This is a genomic window from Providencia sp. PROV272, from assembly GCF_049901975.1.
Classification (GTDB): Bacteria; Pseudomonadota; Gammaproteobacteria; order Enterobacterales; family Enterobacteriaceae; genus Providencia; species Providencia stuartii.
The window spans coordinates 2,116,571-2,141,713 of sequence record NZ_CP096291.1 but is presented as its reverse complement, the minus strand read 5'-3'; the positions used below and the strand labels follow the sequence as shown (position 1 = coordinate 2,141,713).

The window sequence follows — 25,143 nt, the reverse complement described above, 5'->3', positions numbered from 1 at the left end:
TAATATGAGTAAATTAGACCCCTACTTTGGTGAATTCGGTGGACAATATGTTCCTGAGATTTTAATTCCAGCCCTTAACCAACTGGAAGATGCCTTTATTGAGGCTCAAAACGATCCGACATTTATTAAAGAATTTCATGATCTCCTTAAAAATTATGCCGGTCGCCCTACTGCATTAACACTCTGTAGGAATTTAACCGAAGGCACTAAAACGAAACTATATCTAAAACGTGAAGATCTACTTCATGGTGGCGCACATAAAACTAACCAAGTATTAGGCCAAGCATTATTAGCTAAGCGAATGGGTAAAACAGAAATTATTGCTGAAACGGGTGCAGGTCAACATGGCGTCGCAACCGCTCTAGCGTGTGCTTTGCTTAATATGAAGTGCCGTATTTATATGGGGGCAAAAGATGTTGAGCGCCAATCACCTAATGTTTTCCGTATGAAGCTAATGGGTGCGGAAGTGATCCCTGTACACAGTGGCTCAGCCACCTTAAAAGATGCTTGTAATGAAGCGCTTAGAGATTGGTCTGGCAGTTATGATAAGGCGCATTACTTGCTAGGAACAGCGGCAGGCCCACATCCATATCCAACCATTGTCCGTGATTTTCAGCGTATGATTGGCGATGAAGCAAAACAACAGGTACTCGAAAAAGAAGGAAGGCTGCCTGACGCCGTGATCGCTTGTATTGGTGGCGGCTCAAATGCAATTGGCCTCTTTGCATCATTTATTCCTGAAGAAAATGTGCGCCTTATCGGTGTGGAACCTGCGGGTTTGGGTATCGAAACAGGCCAACACGGTGCACCACTCAAGCATGGTCGCGTCGGCATCTACTTTGGTATGAAGTCACCGATGATGCAAACGGATGAAGGGCAAATTGAAGAGTCCTACTCTATTTCCGCTGGGCTTGATTTCCCATCTGTTGGACCACAGCATGCACATTTAAACAGTATTGGGCGAGCGGATTATGTTTCCATTACCGATGATGAAGCCTTAGCGGCCTTTAAATTGCTATCACGTAAGGAAGGTATCATCCCTGCATTAGAATCATCACATGCATTAGCGTATGCACTAAAACTCGCGGAAAAAGAGCCAAATAAAGAACAATTACTGATTGTGAACCTTTCTGGCCGTGGCGATAAAGATATTTTTACCGTACATGATATTTTAAAAAGTAAGGGAGAAATCTAATGGAACGTTATACTCAACTTTTTGAACGTTTAAACCGCGTTAACCAAGGTGCTTTCGTTCCGTTCGTAACATTAGGCGATCCTGACGCTGAGCTATCCTTAAAAATTGTAGATGCCCTAATTGCTGGTGGCGCTGATGCATTAGAAATTGGTATTCCTTTCTCCGATCCTCTCGCTGATGGTCCTACTATCCAAAATGCGAATTTAAGGGCGTTTAAAAGTGATATTACCCCAACATTGTGCTTTGAACTTTTGGCTCGGATAAGGCAGAAACACCCTGATATGCCCATTGGCTTACTTGTCTATGCCAATTTGGTCTTTAGTAATGGCATCGATAACTTTTATTCACGTTGTCAACAAGCTGGTGTCGATTCAGTATTGGTCGCAGATGTTCCTATGCGTGAGTCAAAGCCCTTTCGCGAGTCTGCCTTAGCACATGGTATTGCGCCTATTTTTATTTGCCCGCCAAATGCTGATGAGCCATTACTCAAGCAAATTGGTGAATATAGCCAGGGCTATACTTACTTATTATCAAGAGCAGGAGTGACAGGAACAGAAAAACGTGCTGAGACACCATTGACTAACTTAATTAGTCGGTTAAATGAGTATCAGGCAGCACCACCACTACAAGGATTTGGTATTTCTGAACCATCTCAAGTTAGCGAGGCAATCGCTAATGGCGCAGCTGGTGCCATTTCAGGCTCTGCCGTAGTTAAAATTATCGAAAATAATCTTCATCGCCCTGATATTATGCTGGCAGAACTTACCCAGTTCGTGGCAAAAATGAAGGCAGCAACACAAAAATAACGATCCCCCCACCCTCGATAAACGCCATATCCTGTATGGCGTTTTTTATTTACGATTTTAATTTGCCATTACGGACGTCTATAAGTTGAATTTTTTCCACTTTCTACTGATACTAAAATTATCAGCGAGAAACTAATTGTAATCATTGTTTATTATGCTGATAAGATCTTGTTGGATGACTTAACCATCACGTATTTTGGCGTTTGACACCTTAGGAGATAAAGGATGAAACTATTCAAATCTGTTAGTGCATTACTTGTCGCTTTCTTTATGGCTTTCACGCTAGCTGCTTGTGCACCAACCGATAAATCTGAAGGCACTGGTGGCTACATTGATGATACTGTCATTACGACTAAAGTAAAATCTGCCCTACTGGCTGAGAAAAACCTAAAATCAACTCAGATTAGTGTTGAAACCTTTAAAGGACGCGTGCAATTAAGTGGCTTTGTCGATTCTAAAGCAGATGCAAATAAAGCCATAGAGGTCACTAAAAAAGTAAAAGGCGTCCAATCTGTCATTGACTCAATGAAAATCCGCTAATACATCATCAATCAACCATTATAAATATCAGCTCAAATTGGGCTGATATTTATATCAGAAATATGTCTTACATATTTCCTAAAAATAATAATTACGTTACTTTAATACATTAACAATTGTTGGTATTTTGTTATTTTATCGTTATAAAAAATAGAGGTTATTATTTTCTATGAAATCGTATAATAGATAAATTACATTTTTAGTTAAAAAAATATTCCTAATTTGTATCCAAAAAAAATCCGAGAATAAATATTCTCGGATTTACTACTACATTCCATTTCAAGTTAGGCATCTGCCTATTATGCATCCTGCAAATTCGATTAGAAGCGGTAACCTACGCCAAACATAAATACGAATGGGTCAAGGCGAGTATCAACTTTTTGTTGAGCGCCGTTAAATTTAAATTTAACATCCGTATCAATATCCATCCACCAAAGAGAGGCGTTTAACATCCAATTTTCAGTCAGCATGTAGTCCATACCGGCTTGCGCTGCAAAGCCCCAAGAGCTAGACAGGTCAAGGTCACTCAAGCCCAGCTGTTTTGCCCCTGAATTAAATTTCTCATCAAAGAAGAAAGTATAGTTAATACCTGCACCTAAGTAAGGGCGTAATTTATCTTCTTTACTACCAAAATAATATTGTGCCATCAAAGTAGGTGGTAAATGATGAACTGTCGCAATATTGCCTAATTCACCTAAACTAACTTTATGCTCGAATGGCGTTGCAGCTAATAATTCCACACCGATATTATCGGTAACCATGTAGCTGAATGTCAGCCCTAATTGAGTATTATTATTTGCATTAAAATGACCTAGGCCACCTAATACATCATCAGAGCCTGCATTCGGACGGACAGTTGCAGTACCTGCACGGAAAATAAAATCGCCAGCTTCATGAGCAAATGAAGCAGCTGGTGCAAGCGTTGCGGCAGCTAAGACAAGCGCAGTGAGTTTTTTCATTATTAATCCCATTCCTGTGTTTATTATTTTGGTTTAAATATACCGTTTAATTTTATTTAATGTTCAAATCAAGATCACATCTTTTAATAAAGATAACCTAATCTGACTAAGTTGAATTTATTATTCCATTTATAATTTTTTTGATTTTGATGTAAATCAATTTTTGTTATATATACTTTAAAATAAGAATTGATTACCTCACTTTTAAATTTAATACACCACTTAAAGTTGCATTTAAAATATCCCTTAATAAAGATAGTAAAAATAAATGAAATCGCCTTTGCTAATCAGCCTTCACGCTGACTGCTCCTTTTTTGCTCACCCCCAGTCTTTTCTGATCTTTCTCTACCTATGCGATAGATACTCAGTTACAATCAGCTAAAATTTTATCCCGTTTGTAGATAGGAGCAGTTACATGTCCATTTCGGCCAACTCACTCATCAATGATAGTGTGAATTTTTTCAAAAATCAGTTAGGTGGCCTATTCACAATAGCGCTGTTAGCAGCTGTTGTGAGCGTTATTATTTACGCTATATTGATACCCGATCCACAACTCTTTGTGACTTATCTTGAATCTCTTAAAAAACTCACTGAAGTAGGGAGTCAGGGCGCCCAATACTGGTTGGAAAATATGACAGATCAAGAAAAAAATGCGATCATCCATGTTTTCTTTGGTACACTCCTCCCCACTATCTTAGGTAGCACCATATTAATTTGTGGGGTTTTATCCTATATCAACCGTCTTTCACGTGGTGAAGATATTACTGCTATGCAAGCCCTATCCTCATCATTGCCAAAAATCCCTTCTATTTTTTTACTCGTCCTCATTTGCTCTTTGCTTGTGCAGATAGGGATTAACTTGTTTATCGTTCCTGGGGTTCTTCTTGCAATTGGCTTTTCCTTAGCCCCTGCCGTGCTAATCAGCGAAAATGTGAGTCCATTTAGCGCAATAGGTAAAAGCTGGAAAATAGCCTATGCAAATTGGCGTATCATCTTACCTATGATTATGATTTGGCTAGCATCACAAATGCTGATCGCTTTACTTTTTAATATGTTTGAACTGAATTATATCGTATCTAACGGGATTTCATTTTTTGTCAATAACCTGATTGCAGCCTTTGTCCTGCTTTATTTTTTCCGCCTATATATGCTGGTGAATCTCAAATAGTGTTGTTCACTGGCACCATAAAAAAACTGCACCTAGTTATTATTAGGTGCAGTTTTTCATTTTAAATCGAAACTAGAGCGTAACTTGTTCTTCCATCTCTTTTATCTGTTTTTGTTGCTTACTTTGGATCAAACGGATAGCAAAATAGATATCAGGTACGACTAACAGATCATCATCTGAGCGACTAATTTTATTTTTCTCTAGCCAACTGTTGATTGATGTTCTTCTCCCCGCGAGTACTAACGTCACTCCTTTTGCCTTTAATCCAGTCACGATATCGTTCAAGGCCGAAAAAACACTCACATCATTATGAGTGAAACTAACAGCAGCATCGACAATCACCCATGCAGGACGTTTAGGCTGGTTATCCAAATGCTTATTTAAACGCTCTTTAAAATAGTTAACGTTAAAATAGGTCAATGGAGAGTTAAACCGGTAGATAAGCACGTCTTCAACAGGTTGAACGCCATTATCTTTAGAAATCGAATGCAACATTCCTTGGTCATCGACCCCTAACAATTGGTCTGTTGGGCGAAAAATAACTCTGATAAATTGTAATAACCCCAGTAAAACTGCCAATCCCACGCCGTTAATCAACCCTGCCACCAGCACTGCACCTAACGTAAAAATGCTCAGTGTAAAGGCTTGCTTATTACGTTTACGCATCGATAAAATATTACGAAAACTAAGTAGTGACCATGTCGATACAACCAGTACCATTCCCAACGCTGGCATTGGGATGTACTCTAATAGATCAACCGAAAATAAAAGTACGATTAAAATAGCTAACGCCGCAACAATAGAGACGAGTTGGGTTTTACCCCCCATCATATCATTAACGGCAGTACGGCTGCTGGCGGCACTTACAGCAAATCCTTGTGACAACGCTGAGGCGAGATTTGCCATTCCCAATGCTCGTAACTCTTGATCGGCATCGACAGAATAGCCATTTTTACTTGCAAAACTTCTTGCCGTCATCATAAAACTAACAAAGCTAATAACGGCTAAGTTAAGTGACGGAGTGATCAGGTCACGCATTAAACCAGGATCAAACTGCGGCATTGGAATAAAAGGTAACCCCTCACCTAAATCCCCTACAATACTGATACCATATTTTTCAATATTAAACACATAACTGACCAAGGTTGCCAAAACCATTGCAATTAATAGTGATGGCCACAGATTACGTACTTTTTTGATCACAATGATAACCGCGAGCGTCGCAACTGACATCAGTAACGTAGGAATATGACTATCTAATAGCGCGGTAGGAAACGCCACCAAACGTTCAATAAAACCGCTCGGTAACTGAGTAATACCAAATACTTTCCCTATCTGGCTGACAATAATAGTTAATGCGACTCCATTTAATAACCCTTGCAAAATAGGTCGTGATAAAAAATCAGCAAAAGTCCCTAACCTAAATCGTGCGGCAATTAAACACCAAATCCCTGTCATCAAACTCATGACAATTATCAATTGCCATCGCGTCGCATCATCCCCCATAGCTAAAGGACTGACCGCCGCAGCGATTACCGCACAAGTCGCCGCATCGGGACCAATAATTAACTGTTTAGATGTGCCAAATAATGCGTAGATAATCATTGGAAAAACACAGGCATATAACCCTATAATCGCGTTTATTCCCATGAGTTCGGCGTACGCAATTGCAACAGGCAAAGCGACTGCAGCAACCGATAACCCCGCTTTTATATCAGGACCAAAATCAGCAAAACGATAATTAAATAACGTTTCTAAGCCGGGCATCCAGACAAACAGTCTCGCCTTTATCATTGTCGGAAAACTCTCTAAAAATTAATGAGTTAAATTATTATAAATACTATATATATCCGATATATTAAAGATTATCTATCACTTATCTCAAATAAAAGTAAAATAGTGCAAATATGATTGGTAACAAAGCATGTTTATTGGTAAAAAGAAGCAAATTTTTAACAATTAGCGCAAAAATCAGTTAAACTACCCCATTATTTTTTATGCAAGGCCTCGGTAACCACGGTTATGAAACAACTTATTGATTTTATCCCTCTGGTGATATTTTTTATTGTCTATAAAATTTATGGTATCTATTATGCCAGTGGTGCTCTATTAGTAGCGACGCCTCTTGCGTTACTCGCAACTTATTTAATTTATAAGCACGTCGAAAAAGTGGCCAAAATCACCTGTCTGATTGTGATGATTTTTGCTTCTCTCACTCTTATTTTCCACACGGATTCTTTTATAAAGTGGAAGGTGACCATTATCTATGCACTGTTTGCACTGGCATTATTGATTAGCCAATGGTTTACTGAAAAACCATTAATTCAACGTATGTTAGGCAATAACCAAGAAATTAGGCTGCCAGACAACATTTGGGTCAAGTTAAATAGTGCATGGGTGATTTTCTTTATTGCATGTGCTGCGCTGAATGTTTATATCGCATTTTGGTTGCCTTTAGATGTTTGGATGAATTTTAAGGTATTCGGTTTAACCGCTGGCACTCTGATTTTTACTGTGCTCAGTGTGATTTATATTTATAAAAATATGTCCAAAGAGCCTAGAGAGCAGCCAACAGAACAATCTAAAGAAGAAAAATAAACGTATTCAATAAAAAAACCTGCAAAAGCAGGTTTTTTTGTCTTTAACGTCCTTTACCTAATGCTTGTTCGATTTTCTTATCTGTATTGTATTGCGATAATGCATACACTGACCAAATCGCTGCTGGAAGCCAACCGATTAAAGTAATTTGTAAGATCAGACAAATAATACCTGCAAATGGGCGACCAATAGTAAAAAATTGCAGCCACGGTAGCAAAATTGCCAATATTAATCTCATGTCACCTCTCCACTACAGACTTAAAAACCTAAGATATCGCCATTGTAGACAGTCAACTTTCAATATGAAATATAAAAAACACTTCTTGCAGTTTCTTTGCATTTTTTTAGTCTATTACATTGATTATGTTTATGGTTTACCCTGCATAATAAACAATTAAAGCTCCCCTTTGCTGTTTTTGGCAGCAATGAAGTCATCGAAACATGATTCATCGTGACGAATACTCTGAATCTAGTTTATGATAAAAAATGAATTTGAATCGTTTTATATTTTGATAAAGAGTTTGATATGCAATTACCAAACGGGGAATTAGTTCTACGTACTTTAGCTATGCCTGCCGATACAAATGCAAATGGGGATATTTTTGGCGGCTGGCTAATGTCTCAAATGGATATAGGTGGCGCGATATTAGCCAAAGAGATCGCGCTGGGTCGTGTGGTTACTGTGGCGGTGAATGGTATTAAATTTCAAAAGCCCGTCGCCGTAGGTGATGTGGTATGTTGTTACGCTCGTTGCTTAAAAACGGGCAAAAGCTCCATTACCATTAATATTGAAGTATGGGTTAAAAAAGTGGCAACGGAGCCTGTAGGCCATCGTTATCGTGCAACCGATGCCGTTTTTACCTATGTTGCCGTTAATGATGATAATACACCTCGTGAACTGCCAAAAGAGAAACAGCATTTTCAGTTAGAAAGCACTGAATAGCGCCTGCATATCTATCGCCCTTAACGATAAAACCCCCACAACACTCTCTGTTATGGGGGTTTTATTTAGAGTCTATTTTGATTATTGCTTTAAACTTGGCTCACCGTACCATCAATTTTAAAGTAGATTTCTGTGACATAACCTTTTGCTGGAAGTTTTTCAAAAACCCAACGGTTCATCGCGCGTTTTACATCACGTTCAAATAAACCTTTAGGTGAAGATTCTACAAATTCAATATTCGTAACGCGGCCATCTTCAGTGATGTCATAACGTACTTTAACATAGCCATCTTTACCTAAGCGACGAGCGCGGTCTGGGTATGCAGGTGCCTGCTTGCGTAGCGCTTTAGGGCCACGACGCTCTGACGATTGAGCACTGTTCGTTGCCCCTTTGTTATTCGCCATGACGTTGGTATTCGATTTAGGTGCCCCTGCGTTAAGATTAGATAACGGTTTCAGATCATTTTTCGCTAACTGTTTCTCAACAGGTTTAACATCCTTTTTGATTTCACGCTTTTCTTCTTTCTTAGGTTTTGGTTTTTTCTTAACTTCAGGTTTCTTTTCTAGCGCGATCGCAGGTTTTACAACAGGCTCAGGCTCAACAATCGGCTCGGGTTCAGGTTCTGGCTCGGGTTCCGGTTCGGGTGCAGGTTGAGGTTCAGCGGCAGGCACCTCCGCTGGTTCATCTGATTCAAACGAGACCATGGCAACCGTTATTGGCTCCACCACAGGGGGCATTTTCGGTTGATTGAAAATCCATGCCATAGCAAGCCCTGCGTGAATAGACAATGAAATGATAATAATAAGAGGCCAACGGATCCAACGCATAAGAATTTTCTACCCTACGACTTTAAACCTTAAGAATATGACTGATAGTTTAAATGCAAATAGCAATCATATTCAATAAGGTTTGTCACTCAAAGCGAAAATTGTGAAACCGGACCTCAATCTTTTCACTCACTCCACTGGGTAAATAGCAAGGAGCGACGGCGTTTGTAGATATCAAATTTTCTTATCGCGTAAATAGTCATATTGCGCCTTGAGTGCCCTTCAAGCCAGCGACGACGGCGACGTAATGATTGTCTCAACATCCGCCAGCGACCAACTTCATGCCTACTACGTCTCATTTTTCTATCCTTTTATTACTGAGTTTAACTACATATGAAATTGGCAAAATATTATAGACCTTTGGTCACGCTAGCCAAGAAATACCTGTCATTTGATAAAAAAACCGTTCGAATAACGATGTTCATGATGCTAAAGGGGAACTTATAAATAGAATTAATTGTTTTTTCACCATTAATCTATAAGATTTAGCAAAGCTTTTACGATGAATGTTTGCTAAATTCTATCAGTGTTAGCATCAATTTTTATTTTTTATCAAATCTGTTTCATTTTTTGACTATTTTTACACTCTCCAATTTGTGAGGCATGTAATCGATTATGGCAACTGTGTATACGCTATTGAGCTGGTTATTATTTTTCGTCTATTGGCTAGTCATTGCAGCAATTACCGTTCGAATCCTTGTTAAACGACGCCCTGTCACTTCAGCGATGACCTGGTTACTGATCATCTACATTCTGCCATTGGTCGGTATCATTGCTTATATTGCCTTCGGTGAGTTGCATTTAGGTAAACGGCGGGTTGATAAAGCGCAACAGATGTGGCCCTCTGTGGCAACTTGGCTCGAGAATTTACGTCACTCTAAACACATTTTTGCCACTGAAAATAGTCCTGTTGCCGAGCCACTGTTTCAATTGTGTGAGAAACGGCAAGGTATTGCTGGCGTTAAAGGCAATCGAATTCAATTGATGACCACTTGTGAAGAGTCATTAAAATCGATTGTCAATGATATCAATAATGCACAGCACTCAATCGAGATGGTATTTTATATCTGGCAACCCGGGGGATTGGTAGATGGTGTCACTGAAGCCCTACTCAATGCCGCTAAGCGAGGTGTCAAATGCCGTATTATGGTTGACTCGGCGGGTAGCTGGCATTTCTTCCGTAGCGATTACCCCGATAAAATGCGTGCGGCAGGTATTGAGTTTATCGAATCCTTAAAAGTCAATTTAATGCGTTTTTTCTTACGCCGCATGGACTTGCGTCAGCACCGCAAAATTATCGTGATTGATAATTATATTTCATATACTGGAAGTATGAATATGGTTGACCCTCGCTACTTTAAACAGGATGCAGGGGTCGGTGAATGGGTGGATATCCTTGTGCGTATGGAAGGCCCTGTCAGCACGACATTAGGTATTGTCTACGCCTTTGACTGGGAAATGGAAACGGGGCAACGTATTTTGCCACCACCCCCAGACACGAATATTATGCCATTTGAGCAAGCTAACGGTCACACCACTCAAATGATTGCATCTGGGCCAGGGTTCCCTGATGAGTTGATCCAACAATCACTGATGACGGCTATTTTCTCTGCCCGCAAACAGCTTATCATGACGACCCCTTATTTCGTGCCGAGTGATGATCTATTGCACGCGATTTGTACTGCTGCCATGCGCGGAGTTGATGTGAGTATTGTTATGCCAAGGCAAAATGATTCATTTCTCGTGCGCTGGGCAAGCCGTTCGTTTTATACTGAACTACTTGAAGCTGGCGTGAAAATTTATCAATTTGAAGATGGCCTGCTACACACTAAGAGCGTTCTGGTCGATGGTGAACTAAGCCTCGTTGGTTCCGTTAACTTAGATATGCGAAGCTTATGGCTGAATTTTGAAATAACTGTTGTGATTGATGATAAAAACTTTGGTAGTGACCTTACTCTTGTTCAATATGATTATATCGCACGTTCCACATGCCTTGAGATAGAAGAGTGGGAGCAACGGCCTTTCTGGAACCGAGTTGTTGAACGTTTATGCTATTTCTTTAGCCCGTTATTGTAATTTTTTATTTTAGGAACTGTCATGACTAAGCCACAATCCATTAAACTTATTGATGAAGATGAAATCATTGAGATAGCCTATGACCTGTTCCTTGAGCAAGCAATGGATAATTTAGAGCCAGCCGATCAGGTTATTTTTGCATTGCAATTTGAAGAGTGTGGCGCGGCTGAAATTGCTCCTCTCAGCCAACATTGGCAGGATGTTATTCAGCCTGATTTTGATTTAGATACATTGAGTGAAGTGATTATTGGGTTGGCGCAATCCGATGACGATGAAATTGCTGACATTTTTGCCCGCATTTTAATTAGCCGCCATCCAGCCCAACCTTTTCACCATATTTTATGGAAGCGCTAGTTTCGTTAAACATGCCGCGATGAAGATATAGCAACCTGCTATTAAAAATAATCGTGAATTTAAATTCGCTAACCGCGCCCTAGCCTTTGAGTTAGGGCGCGATTTTTATGGTCAATATCAATAAATGGTCCCAAGAAAAATGCCAGTCAGCATCACTAACTGGCATTCTAACTAGGCATACAAATCCGTTATAGTGGATCGACTTTTAAACAAGATACCGCATGTTTAAAGCTCCCTTCTAATAAAGGTTTTGTTTTAGCGCAACCTTCATCAGCAAGTGGACAGCGAGTTCTAAATACACAACCTGAAGGCGGATTAATGGGTGACGGCAGTTCCCCTTCAAGTAATTCAATGGTTTTATTTTTTTCCTTGTCAGGATCAGGAACGGGTACCGCAGACATTAGTGCTTTGGTATAAGGATGAAGTGGATTGTTATACACTTCATCATAGGTGCCTAATTCAACGGCATTTCCCAAATACATCACTAATACACGGTCAGAGATATGTTTGACGACCGCGAGGTCATGGGCAATAAATATTAAGGATAGGCCCATTTCCCTTTGAAGCTCTTGTAATAAGTTAACGACTTGCGCTTGAATAGAGACATCAAGTGCAGAAACAGGCTCATCACAAATGACCAGTTTAGGCTCAAGGATCAATGCCCTTGCTATCCCAATACGCTGGCACTGCCCCCCTGAAAATTCATGGGGATAACGGTTAATCAGATTAGGTAATAACCCTACCCGCATCATCATTTTTCTGACCTTTTCGATCACTTCAGATTGCGGCATTTTTGGATTATACGTTTTCAGTGGCTCGGCAATAATGTCGCCTATCGTCATGCGAGGGTTCAGCGATGCCAAAGGATCTTGGAAAATCATTTGAATATCGCTACGTATATCCCGCCACTGTTTTTCATTTAATCCTAATAAATTATTCCCCAGCCAGCTCACAGAGCCGCCTGTCGATTTTACTAAGCCAATAATGGCACGTGCGAAAGTTGATTTCCCGCACCCTGACTCCCCAACAACACCTAATGTTTCGCCTTCATACAGACGTAACGTCACGCCATCAACAGCTTTTAAGCTTTTATCAGGCTGCCAGAACCACTGTTTTTTATCTCGAATAGAGAAATGCACTTTTAAATCATTGATCTCGAGCAAAACTGGCCTATTTTCATGTTGTGTCATACCAGCTCCTCCACCGGCTTAAAGCAAGCTCTTAATCGACCCGCTGAAAATGCATTCAGCTCAGGCTCTTGTTCAATACATTGTGCATTCGCATATTGGCAACGTGGCGAGAATGGGCAGCCTTTTGGTAAGCGCAATAAGTTAGGTGGGTTACCCGCTATGGTCGCTAGGCTTTCATCATCGCCATCCAAACGCGGCACTGCGGCAAGTAGCCCTAATGAATAAGGATGAGAGGGTTGATAGAAAATATCTCGGGCTGAGCCATACTCCATAGTGCGCCCCGCATACATCACTAACACTTTGTCACACACGCCAGCGACGACCCCTAAGTCATGGGTGATCAAGATAATAGCGGTATCAAACTCTTTTTTCAGTTCATTTAACAGAGTCATGATTTGTGCTTGAACCGTGACATCTAACGCGGTTGTTGGCTCATCGGCAATCAATAACTTAGGCTGACACAATAACGCCATCGCAATCATAACCCGTTGACGCATCCCCCCAGAAAACTCATGGGGATACATATTCATTCGTTTACGTGCTTCTGGCATTTTAACGGCATCCAACATGCGAACAGACTCCTCAAATGCCTCTTGCTTACTCATCCCTTTATGTAGCATTAACACTTCAGATAATTGTGTGCCAATCTTTAAATATGGATTGAGAGAGGTCATCGGGTCTTGGAAGATGATAGAGATTTCTTCCGCACGCATCTTATTTAACGCTTTTTCTTTTAAATTTAAAATTTCACGTCCGTTAAATATCGCTGAGCCACCTATTTTGCCGTTACGCGCTAACAGCCCCATTAATGCAAATGCTGTTTGTGATTTTCCTGAGCCTGACTCACCGACAATACCCAGTGTTTCGCCAGCACGTAGTTCAAAATTCAACTTGTTGACTGCGGTGACATCACCATCAGGAGTTGAAAAGGTCACATTGAGATCTTTTACACTCAAGAGAGGGTTAGATGATTGAATATTAGACATAATAGCTCCCTCTAACGGTCTTTCGGGTCGAGGGCATCACGTAAACCATCGCCGATAAAGTTAAAACAAAACAGAGTTACTACTAGAAAACCCGCGGGGATCAGTAATAGCCATGGCGTCACTTCCATTGAGTTTGCCCCATCACTCAATAACGCTCCCCAGCTACTAAGCGGCTCTTGTGTCCCTAACCCTAGAAAGCTTAAAAATGATTCAAATAGGATCATACTTGGCACCAGTAATGACGCATACACCACAACCACACCTAATACATTAGGAACGATATGGCGCAAAATAATATGGCGAGTACTCACCCCACAAACTAAAGCAGCCTCAATAAACTCTTTGCGTTTCAGTCCTAAAGTTTGCCCACGAACGATACGCGCCATATCCAGCCAAGAAACCATCCCTATCGCAACAAATATCAATAAGATATTTGTACCGAAGAGTGTTACCAACAAGATCACAAAAAACATAAATGGAAATGAGTTTAAGATCTCCAACAAACGCATCATGATGGAGTCCACTTTCCCGCCAACATAACCTGCAATAGAGCCATATAAGGTACCAACAACCACAGCAACCAATGCAGCAGCCACCCCTACCATCAGAGAAATTCGTCCACCAATCGCTACCCTCACCAAAAGATCACGGCCAGAGGCGTCGGTGCCAAAATAGTGACCACTTGCCAAATCAGGAGGCATCGACATCATTTCCCAATCAGTATCATCATATAAAAAGGGAGATAACATGGGGGCAAAGATGACAAATAAGGTGATCAAAAATAGGATAAAGAGGCTAAAAATTGCCGCTCGGTTATGCATAAACCGACGTCGTGCATCCTGCCATAAACTGCGCCCTTCAATATCTAATTGCTCAGAAAGCTTTTCCAGAGCTTCACTATTTTTTTGATTTAATAACATAGCGTTCTCTCCGGACTAATAGCGAATTTTCGGGTCGATAACGGCATACAGCACATCGACAATAGCGTTAAAGGTAATCGTTAATACGCCAACTAAGATTGTTAGGCTAAGCACCAAAGAGTAATCACGGTTCAACGCGCCATTAACAAACAATTGCCCTATACCTGGTAAACCAAAGATAGTTTCAATAACCATCGAACCCGTAATAATCCCCACAAAAGCAGGCCCCATATAAGAAAGCACAGGGAGTAATGCTGGTTTTAAGGCATGTCGTAAAATGATCGTACGCAGTGGTAAGCCTTTTGCGCGTGCTGTACGAATAAAGTTGGAGTGCATGATTTCAATCATGGAGCCACGCGTAATACGCGAAATGCTTGCAATATAAGCTAGTGATAATGCCACCATCGGCAAAATCATATGTTTGAGGTTACCACCATCCCAGCCACCACCGGGGAGCCATTTCAAATGAATGGCGAATATCAGCACCAATAACGGTGCCACAACAAAGCTTGGGATGACAACCCCCGTCATGGCGAACCCCATGACTGTAAAATCCCATTTGCTATTTTGATTCAATGCGGCAATAACCCCCGCTGTCACACCAAAGAAGACGGCGACGATAAAAGCAGTTGCACCTAATTTCGCAGACACTGGGAAGGCTTTTGCCACTAAGTCGTTAACGCTGTAGTCTTTATATTTAAATGATGGACCAAAGTCACCTTTAGATAATTGAACTAAATAGCTGAAATACTGTTTATACATAGGGTCATTCAGATGGTATTTCGCTTCAATATTTGCCATAACTTCAGGTGGTAATTTACGTTCCCCCGTAAAAGGGCTGCCTGGTGCTAAACGCATCATAAAAAATGAAATTGTAATAAGAATAAAAAGTGTCGGGATCGCTTCAAGTAAACGCCGTAAAATAAATTTTAACATTGCCCTTTCCTACTTCCGTTGCTTAGTCGGACCAATAATCATATTGTTATCCGGCTCCGAAGAGCCGGATTATTATTGTTAGTGCTTGATAATATAAAGGTCTTTTGTATGCAGGTTGTCTAGCGGGTCTTTTCCTGTATACCCACCTACATACGGCTTAACTAAACGAGTATTAACATAGTAATAAAGAGGCACAACAGCGGAGTCTTTATCTAGGATTTTTTCTGCTTTATTGTACAAATCAGAACGTTCTTCATCTGTTTTCACTTGCAAAGTCTGCTTCATCACCGCATCAAATTCTTTGTTCTTATAGTGAACCGTATTATTACTACTATTAGACAGTAACATATTGAGGAAGGAAGACGGTTCATTATAGTCAGCACACCATCCTGCACGTGCGACATCATAAGCACCTTGGTGTCGGCTATCTAAGAAGGTTTTCCACTCTTGGTTTTCCAATTTCACTTCTGCGCCGATATTTTTCTTCCACATTGATGATGCAGCAATGGCAATACGTTTATGTAAATCGGAGGTGTTATACAGCAGGTTAAATTTCAACGGATTTGATTTATTATAACCAGCCTCTTCAAGTAGCTGTTTCGCTTTTTCATTGCGTTGCTCTTGCGTCATGTTGGTATACCAATCCGGTTTTTCAGTTTTCATGCCACTGGTAAATGGCGGTGTGAAACCATATGCCGGAATATCCCCTTGAGCCTTCACTTTATAGGTGATCACATCCCTATCCATTGATAGCTTCAATGCCTCTCTGACTCGAGGGTCATTAAATGGCGGTTTTTCGTTATTAATTTCGTAGTAATAAATGCACAGATATGGGTTCACGCGTAACTCATTAGGCATGCTTTTTTGTAGGCTCTTAAATTGCTCAATTGGTAAATTGCTATAGGTCATATCAATTTCACCGCTGCGGTAGCGGTTAACGTCAGTCACCTCTGAAGAAATCGGCAGGTAGGTCACTTGATCGATAATGGTATTAGCGTTATCCCAATATGTTGGACTACGCTCAAGAACGATACGTTCGTTAACGGTCCAATCTTTTAGTTTATAAGCACCATTGCCTACAAAGTTTTGTGGTTGCGTCCATTTAGCGCCATATTTCTCAACCACTTTTTTATTAACCGGTGACATTGATGAGTGGATCATCAATTTGGGGATATAAGGAACCGCCTCACTTAACTCCAGCACAAGAGTATGATCATCCAATGCTTTAACACCCAGCTCTTCGGGTTTTTTCTTTCCGGTAATAATGTCATCGACATTCTTAATGTGTGCATATTGTAGATAGCTCGCATAAGGAGAAGCAGTATCAGGATCAACGATACGTTGGAAACTATAAACGAAGTCTTGTGCTGTTACAGGGTCACCGTTTGACCATTTAGCCCCTTCACGAATTTTAAACGTCCACTCTTTAAAATCTTTATTTTCCCAACTTACAGCTGAACCAGGTAAGATTTCACCATTAGGACCTACGACCGTTAAACCTTCAAAGAGATCACGCGCTAAAGCCGATTCAGGAACACCTTCAATTTTATGTGGATCTAGGGATTGAGGTTCAGAGCCATTATTACGGACTAACGTTTGTTTTTCTGCAAGTTCAACACCAGCAGGCACTGTAGCGGCAAAGCTGCTCGCTATCCCCCCTGTCATCAATCCAGCGGCAACACCTAAAGCAATCATGGTTTTATGAATGTGTTTACTCATTTTATCCGTTACTCCCATACCATATATTATGGTGACATTGTGGATTAATATGTTTACCCATTCGGTAAACTGTTTTTTTAATTATTTAATTACTATTTATTATCTTGATTTATATATAACCGTTTAATATCCATATTATCAAGAGGGTCTTTTCCTTTGAATCCACCAACCGAAGGTTTAATTAAACGCACACTGACCCGATAATAGACGGGAATAATCGCTGAATCTTGATCGAGTAGTGCTTCCGCCTGCTGATAGATTTGTTTACGACTGGCGTCATCTGGCGCGCTCAATGCCTTTTCTAACAAAGCATCGAATTTTGAGTTTTTATAAAATGCGGTGTTATTACTGCTATCTGACGACATAATATTTAAAAATGCCGATGGTTCATTATAATCAGCGCACCAAGTCACACGCACAACATCATAGTTACCATCATGGCGACTCTGTAACGACGTCTTCCATTCTTGATTTTGTAAACTTACCTCGGCTCCAATATTTTTTTTCCACATTGAAGCTGCGACGATAGCCTGCTGTTTATTTTGATCGGATGTGTTATACAGAAGTGAGAATTTCAGTGGATTTTGCGCATTGTAACCCGCTTCTTCCAAAAGAGCCTTTGCACGCTGGTAGCGTTTTTCATTACTCCAATTTGCCCACTCTGGTGGGGAAAAATCGCCATTATTAATGAAAGTAGGTGTAAAACCATAAGCAACAATTTGCCCTTGTGCCATTATTTTATTCGTAATGGTTTCCCTATCTAACCCGAGCTTTATCGCCTCTCGCACTCTCGGATCGGTAAATGGTGGTTTGCTATTATTAATCTCGTAGTAGAACGTACATAGGTAAGGACGAATATATAATTCGTTCGGCCGTTCTATTTGCATTTTTTTATAAAGAACAGGCGGAATTGCTGAATTACTGATATCAATTTCACCGCTACGATAACGGTTTACATCACTCACTTCTGAAGAAATAGCTAAAAATGTCGCTTCATCAATTTTACTGTTTTGATTATTCCAATACTGTGGATTACGCTTCAAAACAATCCGTTCATTGACAACCCATTTATCTAATACATAGGCTCCATTGCCGATAAAATTTTTGGGCTGAGTCCATTTATCGCCATATTTTTCAATCGCTTTTCTGTTTACGGGCTTCATCGCCGTGTGATTAAGCATATCGATAAAATAAGGTACTGGATGGGTCAACGTGACTTGCAAATGTTTCTCATCCAACGCTTTCACACCAAGAGACTCAATTGGCTTTTTACCTTTTAAAATTTCAGAAGCATTCTCAATATAGGCATTTTGCAAGTAACTTGAATAAGGAGAGCCTGTTTTAGGGTCGGCTAACCGCTGCCAGCTATACACAAAGTCTTGTGCAGTCACTGGTGTACCATCGCTCCACTTGGCATTATCTCTGAGAGTAAACACCCATGTAGTATAATTATCATTAGTCCAACTTTCGGCAACACCGGGTGTCACCTTACCATCCACATCCGTATAAACTAGCCCTTCAAGAAGATTAAGAATAATATTGCTCTCAGGGATCCCTTCGACTTTATGGGGGTCTAATGACGAAACCTCTGTGCCGTTATTAATGGTAATCGCTTGCTTAATCGACGCAGACACTGGATCTGCATTAGTGTGTAATGCAACTAAAAATATAGGTAGTGAATACAAACTCTTGGTAAAAAAATTCATTATCACCCTCAACGGTTATTTGGTTGCTACAACAAACTTCAGCATCCTATCTGGTTATTTTGTTTCGCGTCATACCCTGAAACTTAGAGTATTTCCCTTTGGATTAGTTTTAATAATCCACTTTTGGCCTCTCACATTTTTGTTACAAAATGTTAAAATTGTGTAATCACCCGCAAGCTAGACAAGCCTGTATTAAACTAAAAGCGTTATGATTTTATTGTATAAATAGATGATTATTCTGTTATTCATCTATTCGCACAATTGAGACTTGTTTAAACATATCATTAACATTGAATAAATTAAATAGCGCAAAAATTTACTTGGCTCACATTTCCTTACTTTTTATGCCTTATTTAGCAAAAAATGCGACATATTATTATAAGAAAAGGGAATTGAAATCAGCACAAAATAACAGCAGATTAGCAGGCAAAAGATAATCTATTTATGACTATCATTTAATAGAATAACACCATCATTTTTTATTAGTGATACCTATAAGTTAAAAAATGATAATGGTGTTTATTTGTTTGGCGTTTTTTTAATCGGAATATTATTACTAATGTAATAGACACTTATAGATCACCATATAATAGTGATCTATGAGCAAGAGAATTAGTATGTCAAAAAATGATTATAGAAGACCGGGAAATAATGCTTTAACCCCTGTAACAATAAACTCTATCCCCAGAGACATCAGAAGCAGTCCCATAATTCGCGTCACCACGTTAATCCCTGTTTGCCCTAAGTAGCGAACAAGCAATGATGCCGAGCGGAACAGTAACCAACAGCAAAATGCAAACACAATACTTGTCAGCGCCAGACCGATAAAGTTTTGCCAACCATGCCACCGAGATGACCAAACGATACAAGAGCTAATTGCCCCCGGTCCTGCCATTAGCGGTAATGCAAGTGGTACTACCCCGATACTATCTCGCACTGCTGTTTCTGTTTTCTCTTGTTTATTTTGTTTGTCTTCACCGATTTTCCCACTGATCATCGACATTGCAATCGTTACAATTAATATTCCACCCGCAATGCGGAATGAATCGATAGAAATACCAAATACTTGCAGAATTGAATCGCCGATTAATAATGATGTACATAAAATGATAGCGACAGAAGTATTCGCTATCGTATTTGTTTTGTTACGCCCAGCGCTACTTTGATAATTAGTCATGCTAATAAACACAGGCAGAATTCCCACTGGGTTTACTAACGCAAAAAGACCAATAAAAAATTTTATATAGCCTGATAAATCAAGTAATCCTGCACTCACGCATCAGCACCTTTAAATAATCAGATTTAAGAAAATCACAGATAGTTAAAGTTTATCACTAAATAAATAAAATAGATTCTGCTAAGTTTTATTTTAGCGGTTACTGTTAGTTATTCGCTTAAACTTCATGCAAATAATATGATTTTTTAGCTCTTTTTATTCGTTATCAAAAAATATTGTGTCTAATTTCAACAAAAAACATGCATTCCCTCAAAATAGGCTTGCTGAAAGGAGTCAGCTTTGGATTTTTGTGATCTAAATCACATCAATAAACACAAATAATGCTAATCTATTCTTAACTGATAGAGGGAGTTAATTTAAGAAAAGTACGCTTTTCACCTTGTACTAAAAGCTTTTTAAGCCAATAAGCGGATAAATAAAATATGTTAATAAATATAAACTATAATTTATCTACTCAGTTTTTAGCGTTTTAATGTTTCAAGAAGCACTGCTCATTGGCTTAAAAAGTTTAACATTTATCAGGAGTAATCTCTATGTCAGTAACTAATGTTACCGAACTCAATGACCTCGTTGCTCGTGTCAAAAAAGCTCAGCGTGAATTCGCTAACTTCTCTCAAGAGCAAGTTGACCGCATTTTCCGCGCAGCAGCGCTTGCAGCAGCAGACGCACGGATCCCGCTCGCTAAACTTGCTGTAGAAGAATCAGGTATGGGTATTGTTGAAGATAAGGTGATCAAAAATCACTTTGCCTCTGAATATATTTATAATGCCTATAAAGACGAAAAAACCTGTGGCGTGCTTTCTGAAGACCCAACTTTTGGAACAATTACTATCGCTGAACCTATCGGTATTATCTGTGGTATCGTTCCAACCACTAACCCAACCTCAACCGCCATTTTTAAATCTTTAATTAGTTTAAAAACGCGTAATGCAATTATTTTTTCTCCGCACCCTCGCGCTAAAAATGCAACCAATAAAGCGGCAGAAATTGTTCTTAAAGCAGCTATCGAAGCTGGTGCACCGAAAGATATTATCGGTTGGATCGATGCACCATCGGTCGAATTATCTAATGCATTGATGCATCACGAGGATATCAACCTGATTTTAGCAACAGGTGGTCCTGGTATGGTGAAAGCGGCATACAGCTCCGGTAAACCTGCTATTGGTGTAGGCGCAGGTAATACACCGGTTGTTATCGATGAAACAGCCGATATCAAACGTGCTGTGGCGTCTATCTTGATGTCAAAAACCTTCGATAATGGCGTCATCTGTGCATCCGAGCAATCCGTTGTTGTCGTCGATGAAATTTATAATCAGGTTCGTGAACGCTTCGCGACCCACGGTGGCTATATACTGCAAGGTAAAGAGCTTAAAGCCGTTCAAGATGTTATTTTGAAAAATGGTAGTCTGAACGCAGCAATTGTTGGTCAAACTGCATATAAAATCGCTGAAATGGCCGGTGTTACTGTACCTGTAACCACGAAAATACTTATTGGTGAAGTCAAGGTGATTGCAGATTCAGAGCCATTTGCCCACGAAAAATTATCGCCACTCCTCGCCATGTATCGCGCTAAAAACTTTGAAGAGGCTGTAGACAAAGCCGAGCAATTAGTCGAAATGGGGGGTATCGGTCACACCTCTTGTCTATATACAGACCAAGATAACCAAGCTGAACGTGTTAATTACTTCGGCGTCAAAATGAAAACCGCGCGTATCCTCATTAATACGCCCGCTTCACAAGGGGGTATCGGTGACCTCTATAACTTTAAATTAGCGCCTTCTCTCACACTTGGTTGCGGTTCATGGGGTGGTAACTCAATCTCTGAAAACGTTGGACCAAAACATTTGATCAATACTAAAACCGTGGCGAAAAGAGCTGAAAATATGTTGTGGCATAAACTTCCTAACTCAATCTATTTCCGTCGCGGTTGTCTCCCTATTGCACTTGAAGAGATCGCAACGGATGGCGCAAAACGTGCATTTATCGTCACTGATGGCTATTTATTTAACAATGGCTATGTTGAAGAAGTGGTAAATGTACTGAAAAAACACCATATTGAAACCGACGTTTTCTTTGAGGTTGAAGCTGATCCTACATTAACGGTCGTCCGTAAAGGTGCCGCTCAAATGAACGCCTTTAAACCTGATGTCATTATTGCATTAGGTGGTGGCTCCCCAATGGACGCGGCCAAAATTATGTGGGTTATGTACGAACATCCAGAAACGCATTTTGAAGAATTAGCACTACGCTTTATGGATATCCGTAAACGTATTCACCGTTTCCCTAAAATGGGAGTAAAAGCAAAATTAGTTGCGATTACAACGACCTCAGGAACAGGCTCTGAAGTTACCCCATTTGCAGTGGTAACGGATGATAAAACAGGTCAAAAATACCCATTAGCGGACTATGCACTGACTCCAAATATGGCTATCGTCGATGCAAACCTTGTGATGAATATGCCGAAATCACTGACCGCATTTGGTGGTCTGGATGCTGTGACTCATGCGATGGAAGCCTATGTTTCTGTATTAGCGAATGAATACTCTGATGGTCAAGCATTACAAGCGCTTAGCTTATTAAAAGAGTACCTACCGACGAGTTATCATGAAGGGGCAACCAATCCTGTTGCAAGAGAGCGTGTCCATAACGCTGCAACCATCGCTGGGATTGCATTTGCAAACGCATTCTTAGGGGTTTGTCACTCAATGGCCCATAAATTAGGCTCTGAGTTCCACATACCACATGGATTAGCGAATGCCTTATTAATTAGTAACGTCGTTCGTTATAATGCTAACGATAACCCAACTAAACAAACGGCATTTAGCCAATATGACCGTCCACAAGCACGACGCCGTTATGCTGAAATAGCCGATCATTTAGGTTTAACAAAATCTAGCGACCGTACCGATGCTAAAATTGAAAAACTATTAGCATGGCTTGAGGAAATCAAAGCAGATTTAGGTATCCCTAAATCCATACGTGAAGCAGGTGTGCCTGAAGCAGACTTCTTAGCACGCGTTGATAAGCTCTCTGAGGATGCATTTGACGACCAATGTACCGGTGCAAACCCTCGCTATCCATTAATTTCTGAATTGAAACAGCTATTACTGGATTCCTATTATGGACGCGAATTCACTGAACAAACATCCACAACAACAGCAGCAAAAGTGGAAAAGAAAAGTTCAAAAAAATAGTTAGGTAGCTAATTAATAAGAGAGGCACTGATTTAAAACTCAGTGCCTCTCTTTTTTAATAAGGATAATAAATGATTATTATCCTTATAATTTTTATGGGAAAGTGACTTTCCCTATTACACGATTAACTTAAATCTACTTTTAATTGTTATACGCAATTAATTAAAGTGAATCGCTTTTTTGGGAATAATGCCTTGGTTCATTAACTTAGCCTGTTCGATGGCTTCTGTATAATGCTTACGGCAGACAGAAATATACTTCTCATTACCGCCTATATCGACCTGTGCCCCTTCGTAAAGAGGAATACCATCACTCCCTATCCTTAATACTTTATTGGCCTTACGGCCGCAATAACACACGGTTTTTAATTCAACTAATTTATCAGCCCAAGCTAATAAATATTGGCTTCCGACAAATAGTTCACCTGAAAAATCAGTTCTCAGCCCATAGCATAAAACAGGTATATCACTGTTATCGACAATATCGCATAACTCTTCAACTTGCTGTTTTGTTAAAAATTGACACTCATCAATTAAGACACAATGTACCTTTTTTGTGCTATTTTCATTTTTAATGACTTCCGCCATATTTGTGGTTGGCGTAAATAAAAGTGCATCCGCAGACAACCCAATACGCGATGAAACTTTACCCTGCGCAAAGCGATTATCGATTTCTGCCGTGAAAATCAGCGTACGCATCCCCCGCTCATTATAGTTATAAGAAGATTGCAACAAGGATGTCGATTTCCCTGCATTCATCGCAGAATAGTAAAAATATAGCTGAGCCATCAGCCTAGTTCCTCTAAATTAATAAACAAGATAATTTTACCATAAAACATGTCATTAGATTAACAGTCATCATCTGGAAGCACTTAAAAATACAGGCATCAAATAGAGATATCGCCATTGATTTTGCTAAATCTTACCAATAGTAATCACTCTTTTCCCTCTTAAAACAGGTAAAATATCGAACTATCATTGGTAAAAATATAGCGTGCTCCCTAAAACATAGTACTAATTTACTGTATCAAAAAAAGAAAATTTACGTTTAGTCTCTCTTATTTGCTTCATTATCATGCCACTAATAACCTGACGTATTCTCGATGCGCCCTTCAAATTATAATCAAAAAAATTTCCAGCTAATTGAATCCGTTTTTCATTAGTTTGGATATTGATAATAGTGGTATATATATATCAGTGAAAAGTTAATATTTCTTTTGTAAAAAAATTGCTTTTACTAAAGATAACTTTTAAACTAATAGTGCAAATTAGCTATTGCAGAAAATAAAATAGCATTCTATTATTAGTGTACACAGGCCAACAATTAAATTTGAGACCAGGAAAATGAGCGAATCTTTAAAAGCATTAAATAACATCCGTACTCTTCGTGCTCAAGCAAGAGAAATTGCTTTAGAATCACTGGAAGAAATGCTGGAAAAATTAACTGTCGTTGTTGAAGAACGTCGTGAAGAAGAAAATCAAGTTCGTGCAGAGCAAGAAGAAAAGAACCGTAAGCTAGAAAACTTCCGTCAAATGGCAGAAGAGCAAGGTATTGATCTGAACGAACTGGTTCAAATTTTAGATACAGGTAAAGGCTCAAGCACTCGTGCTAAACGTGCTGCTCGCCCAGCTAAATATAAATACGTTGATGAAAATGGCGAAACTAAAACTTGGACTGGCCAGGGTCGTACCCCAGCAGTTATCAAAACCGCCATTGAAGAACAAGGTAAATCTTTAGACGATTTCCTAATCTAAGATCCATAACCTTATTCCCCAAAAACACCCTTATA

Annotated in this window: 23 protein-coding genes; 10 read left to right on the top strand and 13 right to left on the bottom strand. The window is 39.7% G+C overall.

The window, feature by feature from the left end:
* Positions 1-4 precede the first annotated feature (4 nt).
* The 3 genes from trpB (at position 5) to M1E93_RS09705 (ending at position 2,541) form a co-directional block, all read left to right on the top strand.
* The gene (gene trpB / locus M1E93_RS09715; RefSeq protein ID WP_014656054.1) at positions 5-1,195 is read left to right on the top strand and encodes a tryptophan synthase subunit beta; all 1,191 of its coding nucleotides are present in this window, start codon (positions 5-7) and stop codon (positions 1,193-1,195) included.
* Complete coding sequence (gene trpA / locus M1E93_RS09710; protein ID WP_014656055.1) at positions 1,195-2,001, top strand: tryptophan synthase subunit alpha; 807 nt, start codon at positions 1,195-1,197, stop codon at positions 1,999-2,001. Before trpB ends, trpA begins: the two co-directional genes overlap by 1 nt.
* Positions 2,002-2,226: 225 nt before the next feature.
* The gene (locus tag M1E93_RS09705; RefSeq protein WP_004920212.1) at positions 2,227-2,541 is read left to right on the top strand and encodes a BON domain-containing protein; all 315 of its coding nucleotides are present in this window, start codon (positions 2,227-2,229) and stop codon (positions 2,539-2,541) included.
* A 320-nt stretch (positions 2,542-2,861) separates the two neighbouring features.
* On the opposite strand, the gene ompW is transcribed toward M1E93_RS09705, so the two are convergent.
* Entirely contained in the window at positions 2,862-3,500 is a 639-nt protein-coding gene (gene ompW, locus M1E93_RS09700; protein WP_014656056.1) for an outer membrane protein OmpW, read from the bottom strand.
* Positions 3,501-3,915: 415 nt separating this feature from the next.
* On the opposite strand from ompW, the gene M1E93_RS09695 reads away from it, so the two are divergent.
* Positions 3,916-4,668 carry a YciC family protein gene (locus M1E93_RS09695; RefSeq protein ID WP_004920220.1) on the top strand — a complete coding sequence of 251 codons (753 nt, stop codon included), beginning with the start codon at positions 3,916-3,918 and terminating at the stop codon, positions 4,666-4,668.
* A 72-nt stretch (positions 4,669-4,740) separates the two neighbouring features.
* Here the strand turns inward: M1E93_RS09695 and M1E93_RS09690 are convergent, their stop codons facing one another.
* Positions 4,741-6,462, bottom strand: a complete 1,722-nt coding sequence (locus tag M1E93_RS09690) for a SulP family inorganic anion transporter (RefSeq protein ID WP_040133199.1) — start codon at positions 6,460-6,462, stop codon at positions 4,741-4,743.
* 228 nt (positions 6,463-6,690) lie between these two features.
* Here M1E93_RS09690 and M1E93_RS09685 point away from each other — a divergent pair, with 228 nt between their 5' ends.
* Positions 6,691-7,266, top strand: coding sequence for a septation protein A (locus tag M1E93_RS09685; protein WP_004920227.1), 576 nt, complete (start codon positions 6,691-6,693; stop codon positions 7,264-7,266).
* Positions 7,267-7,309: 43 nt separating this feature from the next.
* Here the strand turns inward: M1E93_RS09685 and M1E93_RS09680 are convergent, their stop codons facing one another.
* Positions 7,310-7,504 (bottom strand): YqaE/Pmp3 family membrane protein, encoded by a 195-nt coding sequence (locus M1E93_RS09680; protein ID WP_004920230.1) that lies wholly within the window; start codon positions 7,502-7,504, stop codon positions 7,310-7,312.
* 288 nt (positions 7,505-7,792) lie between these two features.
* On the opposite strand from M1E93_RS09680, the gene yciA reads away from it, so the two are divergent.
* A complete protein-coding gene (yciA, locus tag M1E93_RS09675) occupies positions 7,793-8,209 on the top strand; it encodes an acyl-CoA thioester hydrolase YciA (RefSeq protein ID WP_004920237.1) in 417 nt (138 codons plus the stop codon).
* Between the two features lie 89 nt (positions 8,210-8,298).
* On the opposite strand, the gene M1E93_RS09670 is transcribed toward yciA, so the two are convergent.
* Positions 8,299-9,036 (bottom strand): TonB family protein, encoded by a 738-nt coding sequence (locus M1E93_RS09670; RefSeq protein WP_004920238.1) that lies wholly within the window; start codon positions 9,034-9,036, stop codon positions 8,299-8,301.
* 125 nt (positions 9,037-9,161) lie between these two features.
* Positions 9,162-9,335, bottom strand: coding sequence for a YciY family protein (locus tag M1E93_RS09665; protein WP_004920240.1), 174 nt, complete (start codon positions 9,333-9,335; stop codon positions 9,162-9,164).
* Positions 9,336-9,651: 316 nt separating this feature from the next.
* Here M1E93_RS09665 and cls point away from each other — a divergent pair, with 316 nt between their 5' ends.
* Both cls and M1E93_RS09655 read left to right on the top strand, forming a co-directional pair.
* Complete coding sequence (gene cls / locus M1E93_RS09660; protein WP_104873510.1) at positions 9,652-11,112, top strand: cardiolipin synthase; 1,461 nt, start codon at positions 9,652-9,654, stop codon at positions 11,110-11,112.
* A gap of 21 nt (positions 11,113-11,133) precedes the next feature.
* Positions 11,134-11,466 (top strand): HI1450 family dsDNA-mimic protein, encoded by a 333-nt coding sequence (locus M1E93_RS09655; RefSeq protein ID WP_014656059.1) that lies wholly within the window; start codon positions 11,134-11,136, stop codon positions 11,464-11,466.
* Between the two features lie 188 nt (positions 11,467-11,654).
* On the opposite strand, the gene oppF is transcribed toward M1E93_RS09655, so the two are convergent.
* The 7 genes from oppF to M1E93_RS09620 all read right to left on the bottom strand — a co-directional run bounded on the left by oppF (position 11,655) and on the right by M1E93_RS09620 (position 20,199).
* On the bottom strand, positions 11,655-12,656 hold the full coding sequence (oppF, locus tag M1E93_RS09650; RefSeq protein ID WP_426206837.1) for a murein tripeptide/oligopeptide ABC transporter ATP binding protein OppF: 1,002 nt from the start codon (positions 12,654-12,656) through the stop codon (positions 11,655-11,657).
* Positions 12,653-13,642 carry an ABC transporter ATP-binding protein gene (locus tag M1E93_RS09645; protein WP_004920252.1) on the bottom strand — a complete coding sequence of 330 codons (990 nt, stop codon included), beginning with the start codon at positions 13,640-13,642 and terminating at the stop codon, positions 12,653-12,655. Before M1E93_RS09645 ends, oppF begins: the two co-directional genes overlap by 4 nt.
* Positions 13,643-13,653: 11 nt before the next feature.
* On the bottom strand, positions 13,654-14,562 hold the full coding sequence (gene oppC, locus M1E93_RS09640) for an oligopeptide ABC transporter permease OppC (RefSeq protein ID WP_014656062.1): 909 nt from the start codon (positions 14,560-14,562) through the stop codon (positions 13,654-13,656).
* A 15-nt stretch (positions 14,563-14,577) separates the two neighbouring features.
* Positions 14,578-15,498, bottom strand: coding sequence for an oligopeptide ABC transporter permease OppB (gene oppB, locus M1E93_RS09635; RefSeq protein ID WP_004920256.1), 921 nt, complete (start codon positions 15,496-15,498; stop codon positions 14,578-14,580).
* Between the two features lie 78 nt (positions 15,499-15,576).
* A complete protein-coding gene (gene oppA, locus M1E93_RS09630) occupies positions 15,577-17,217 on the bottom strand; it encodes an oligopeptide ABC transporter substrate-binding protein OppA (RefSeq protein WP_014656063.1) in 1,641 nt (546 codons plus the stop codon).
* Between the two features lie 92 nt (positions 17,218-17,309).
* Entirely contained in the window at positions 17,310-18,923 is a 1,614-nt protein-coding gene (locus tag M1E93_RS09625; protein ID WP_004920261.1) for an ABC transporter substrate-binding protein, read from the bottom strand.
* Between the two features lie 631 nt (positions 18,924-19,554).
* Complete coding sequence (locus M1E93_RS09620) at positions 19,555-20,199, bottom strand: YchE family NAAT transporter (protein WP_104873511.1); 645 nt, start codon at positions 20,197-20,199, stop codon at positions 19,555-19,557.
* Between the two features lie 494 nt (positions 20,200-20,693).
* Between M1E93_RS09620 and adhE the strand changes: the two genes are divergently transcribed.
* Positions 20,694-23,354 (top strand): bifunctional acetaldehyde-CoA/alcohol dehydrogenase, encoded by a 2,661-nt coding sequence (adhE, locus tag M1E93_RS09615; protein WP_014656066.1) that lies wholly within the window; start codon positions 20,694-20,696, stop codon positions 23,352-23,354.
* Positions 23,355-23,512: 158 nt separating this feature from the next.
* Here adhE and M1E93_RS09610 read toward each other — a convergent pair whose 3' ends face one another.
* Positions 23,513-24,142, bottom strand: a complete 630-nt coding sequence (locus tag M1E93_RS09610) for a thymidine kinase (protein WP_004920273.1) — start codon at positions 24,140-24,142, stop codon at positions 23,513-23,515.
* A 555-nt stretch (positions 24,143-24,697) separates the two neighbouring features.
* Here M1E93_RS09610 and M1E93_RS09605 point away from each other — a divergent pair.
* Positions 24,698-25,108, top strand: coding sequence for an H-NS family nucleoid-associated regulatory protein (locus tag M1E93_RS09605; protein WP_004920278.1), 411 nt, complete (start codon positions 24,698-24,700; stop codon positions 25,106-25,108).
* The last annotated feature ends 35 nt before the right edge of the window (positions 25,109-25,143 follow it).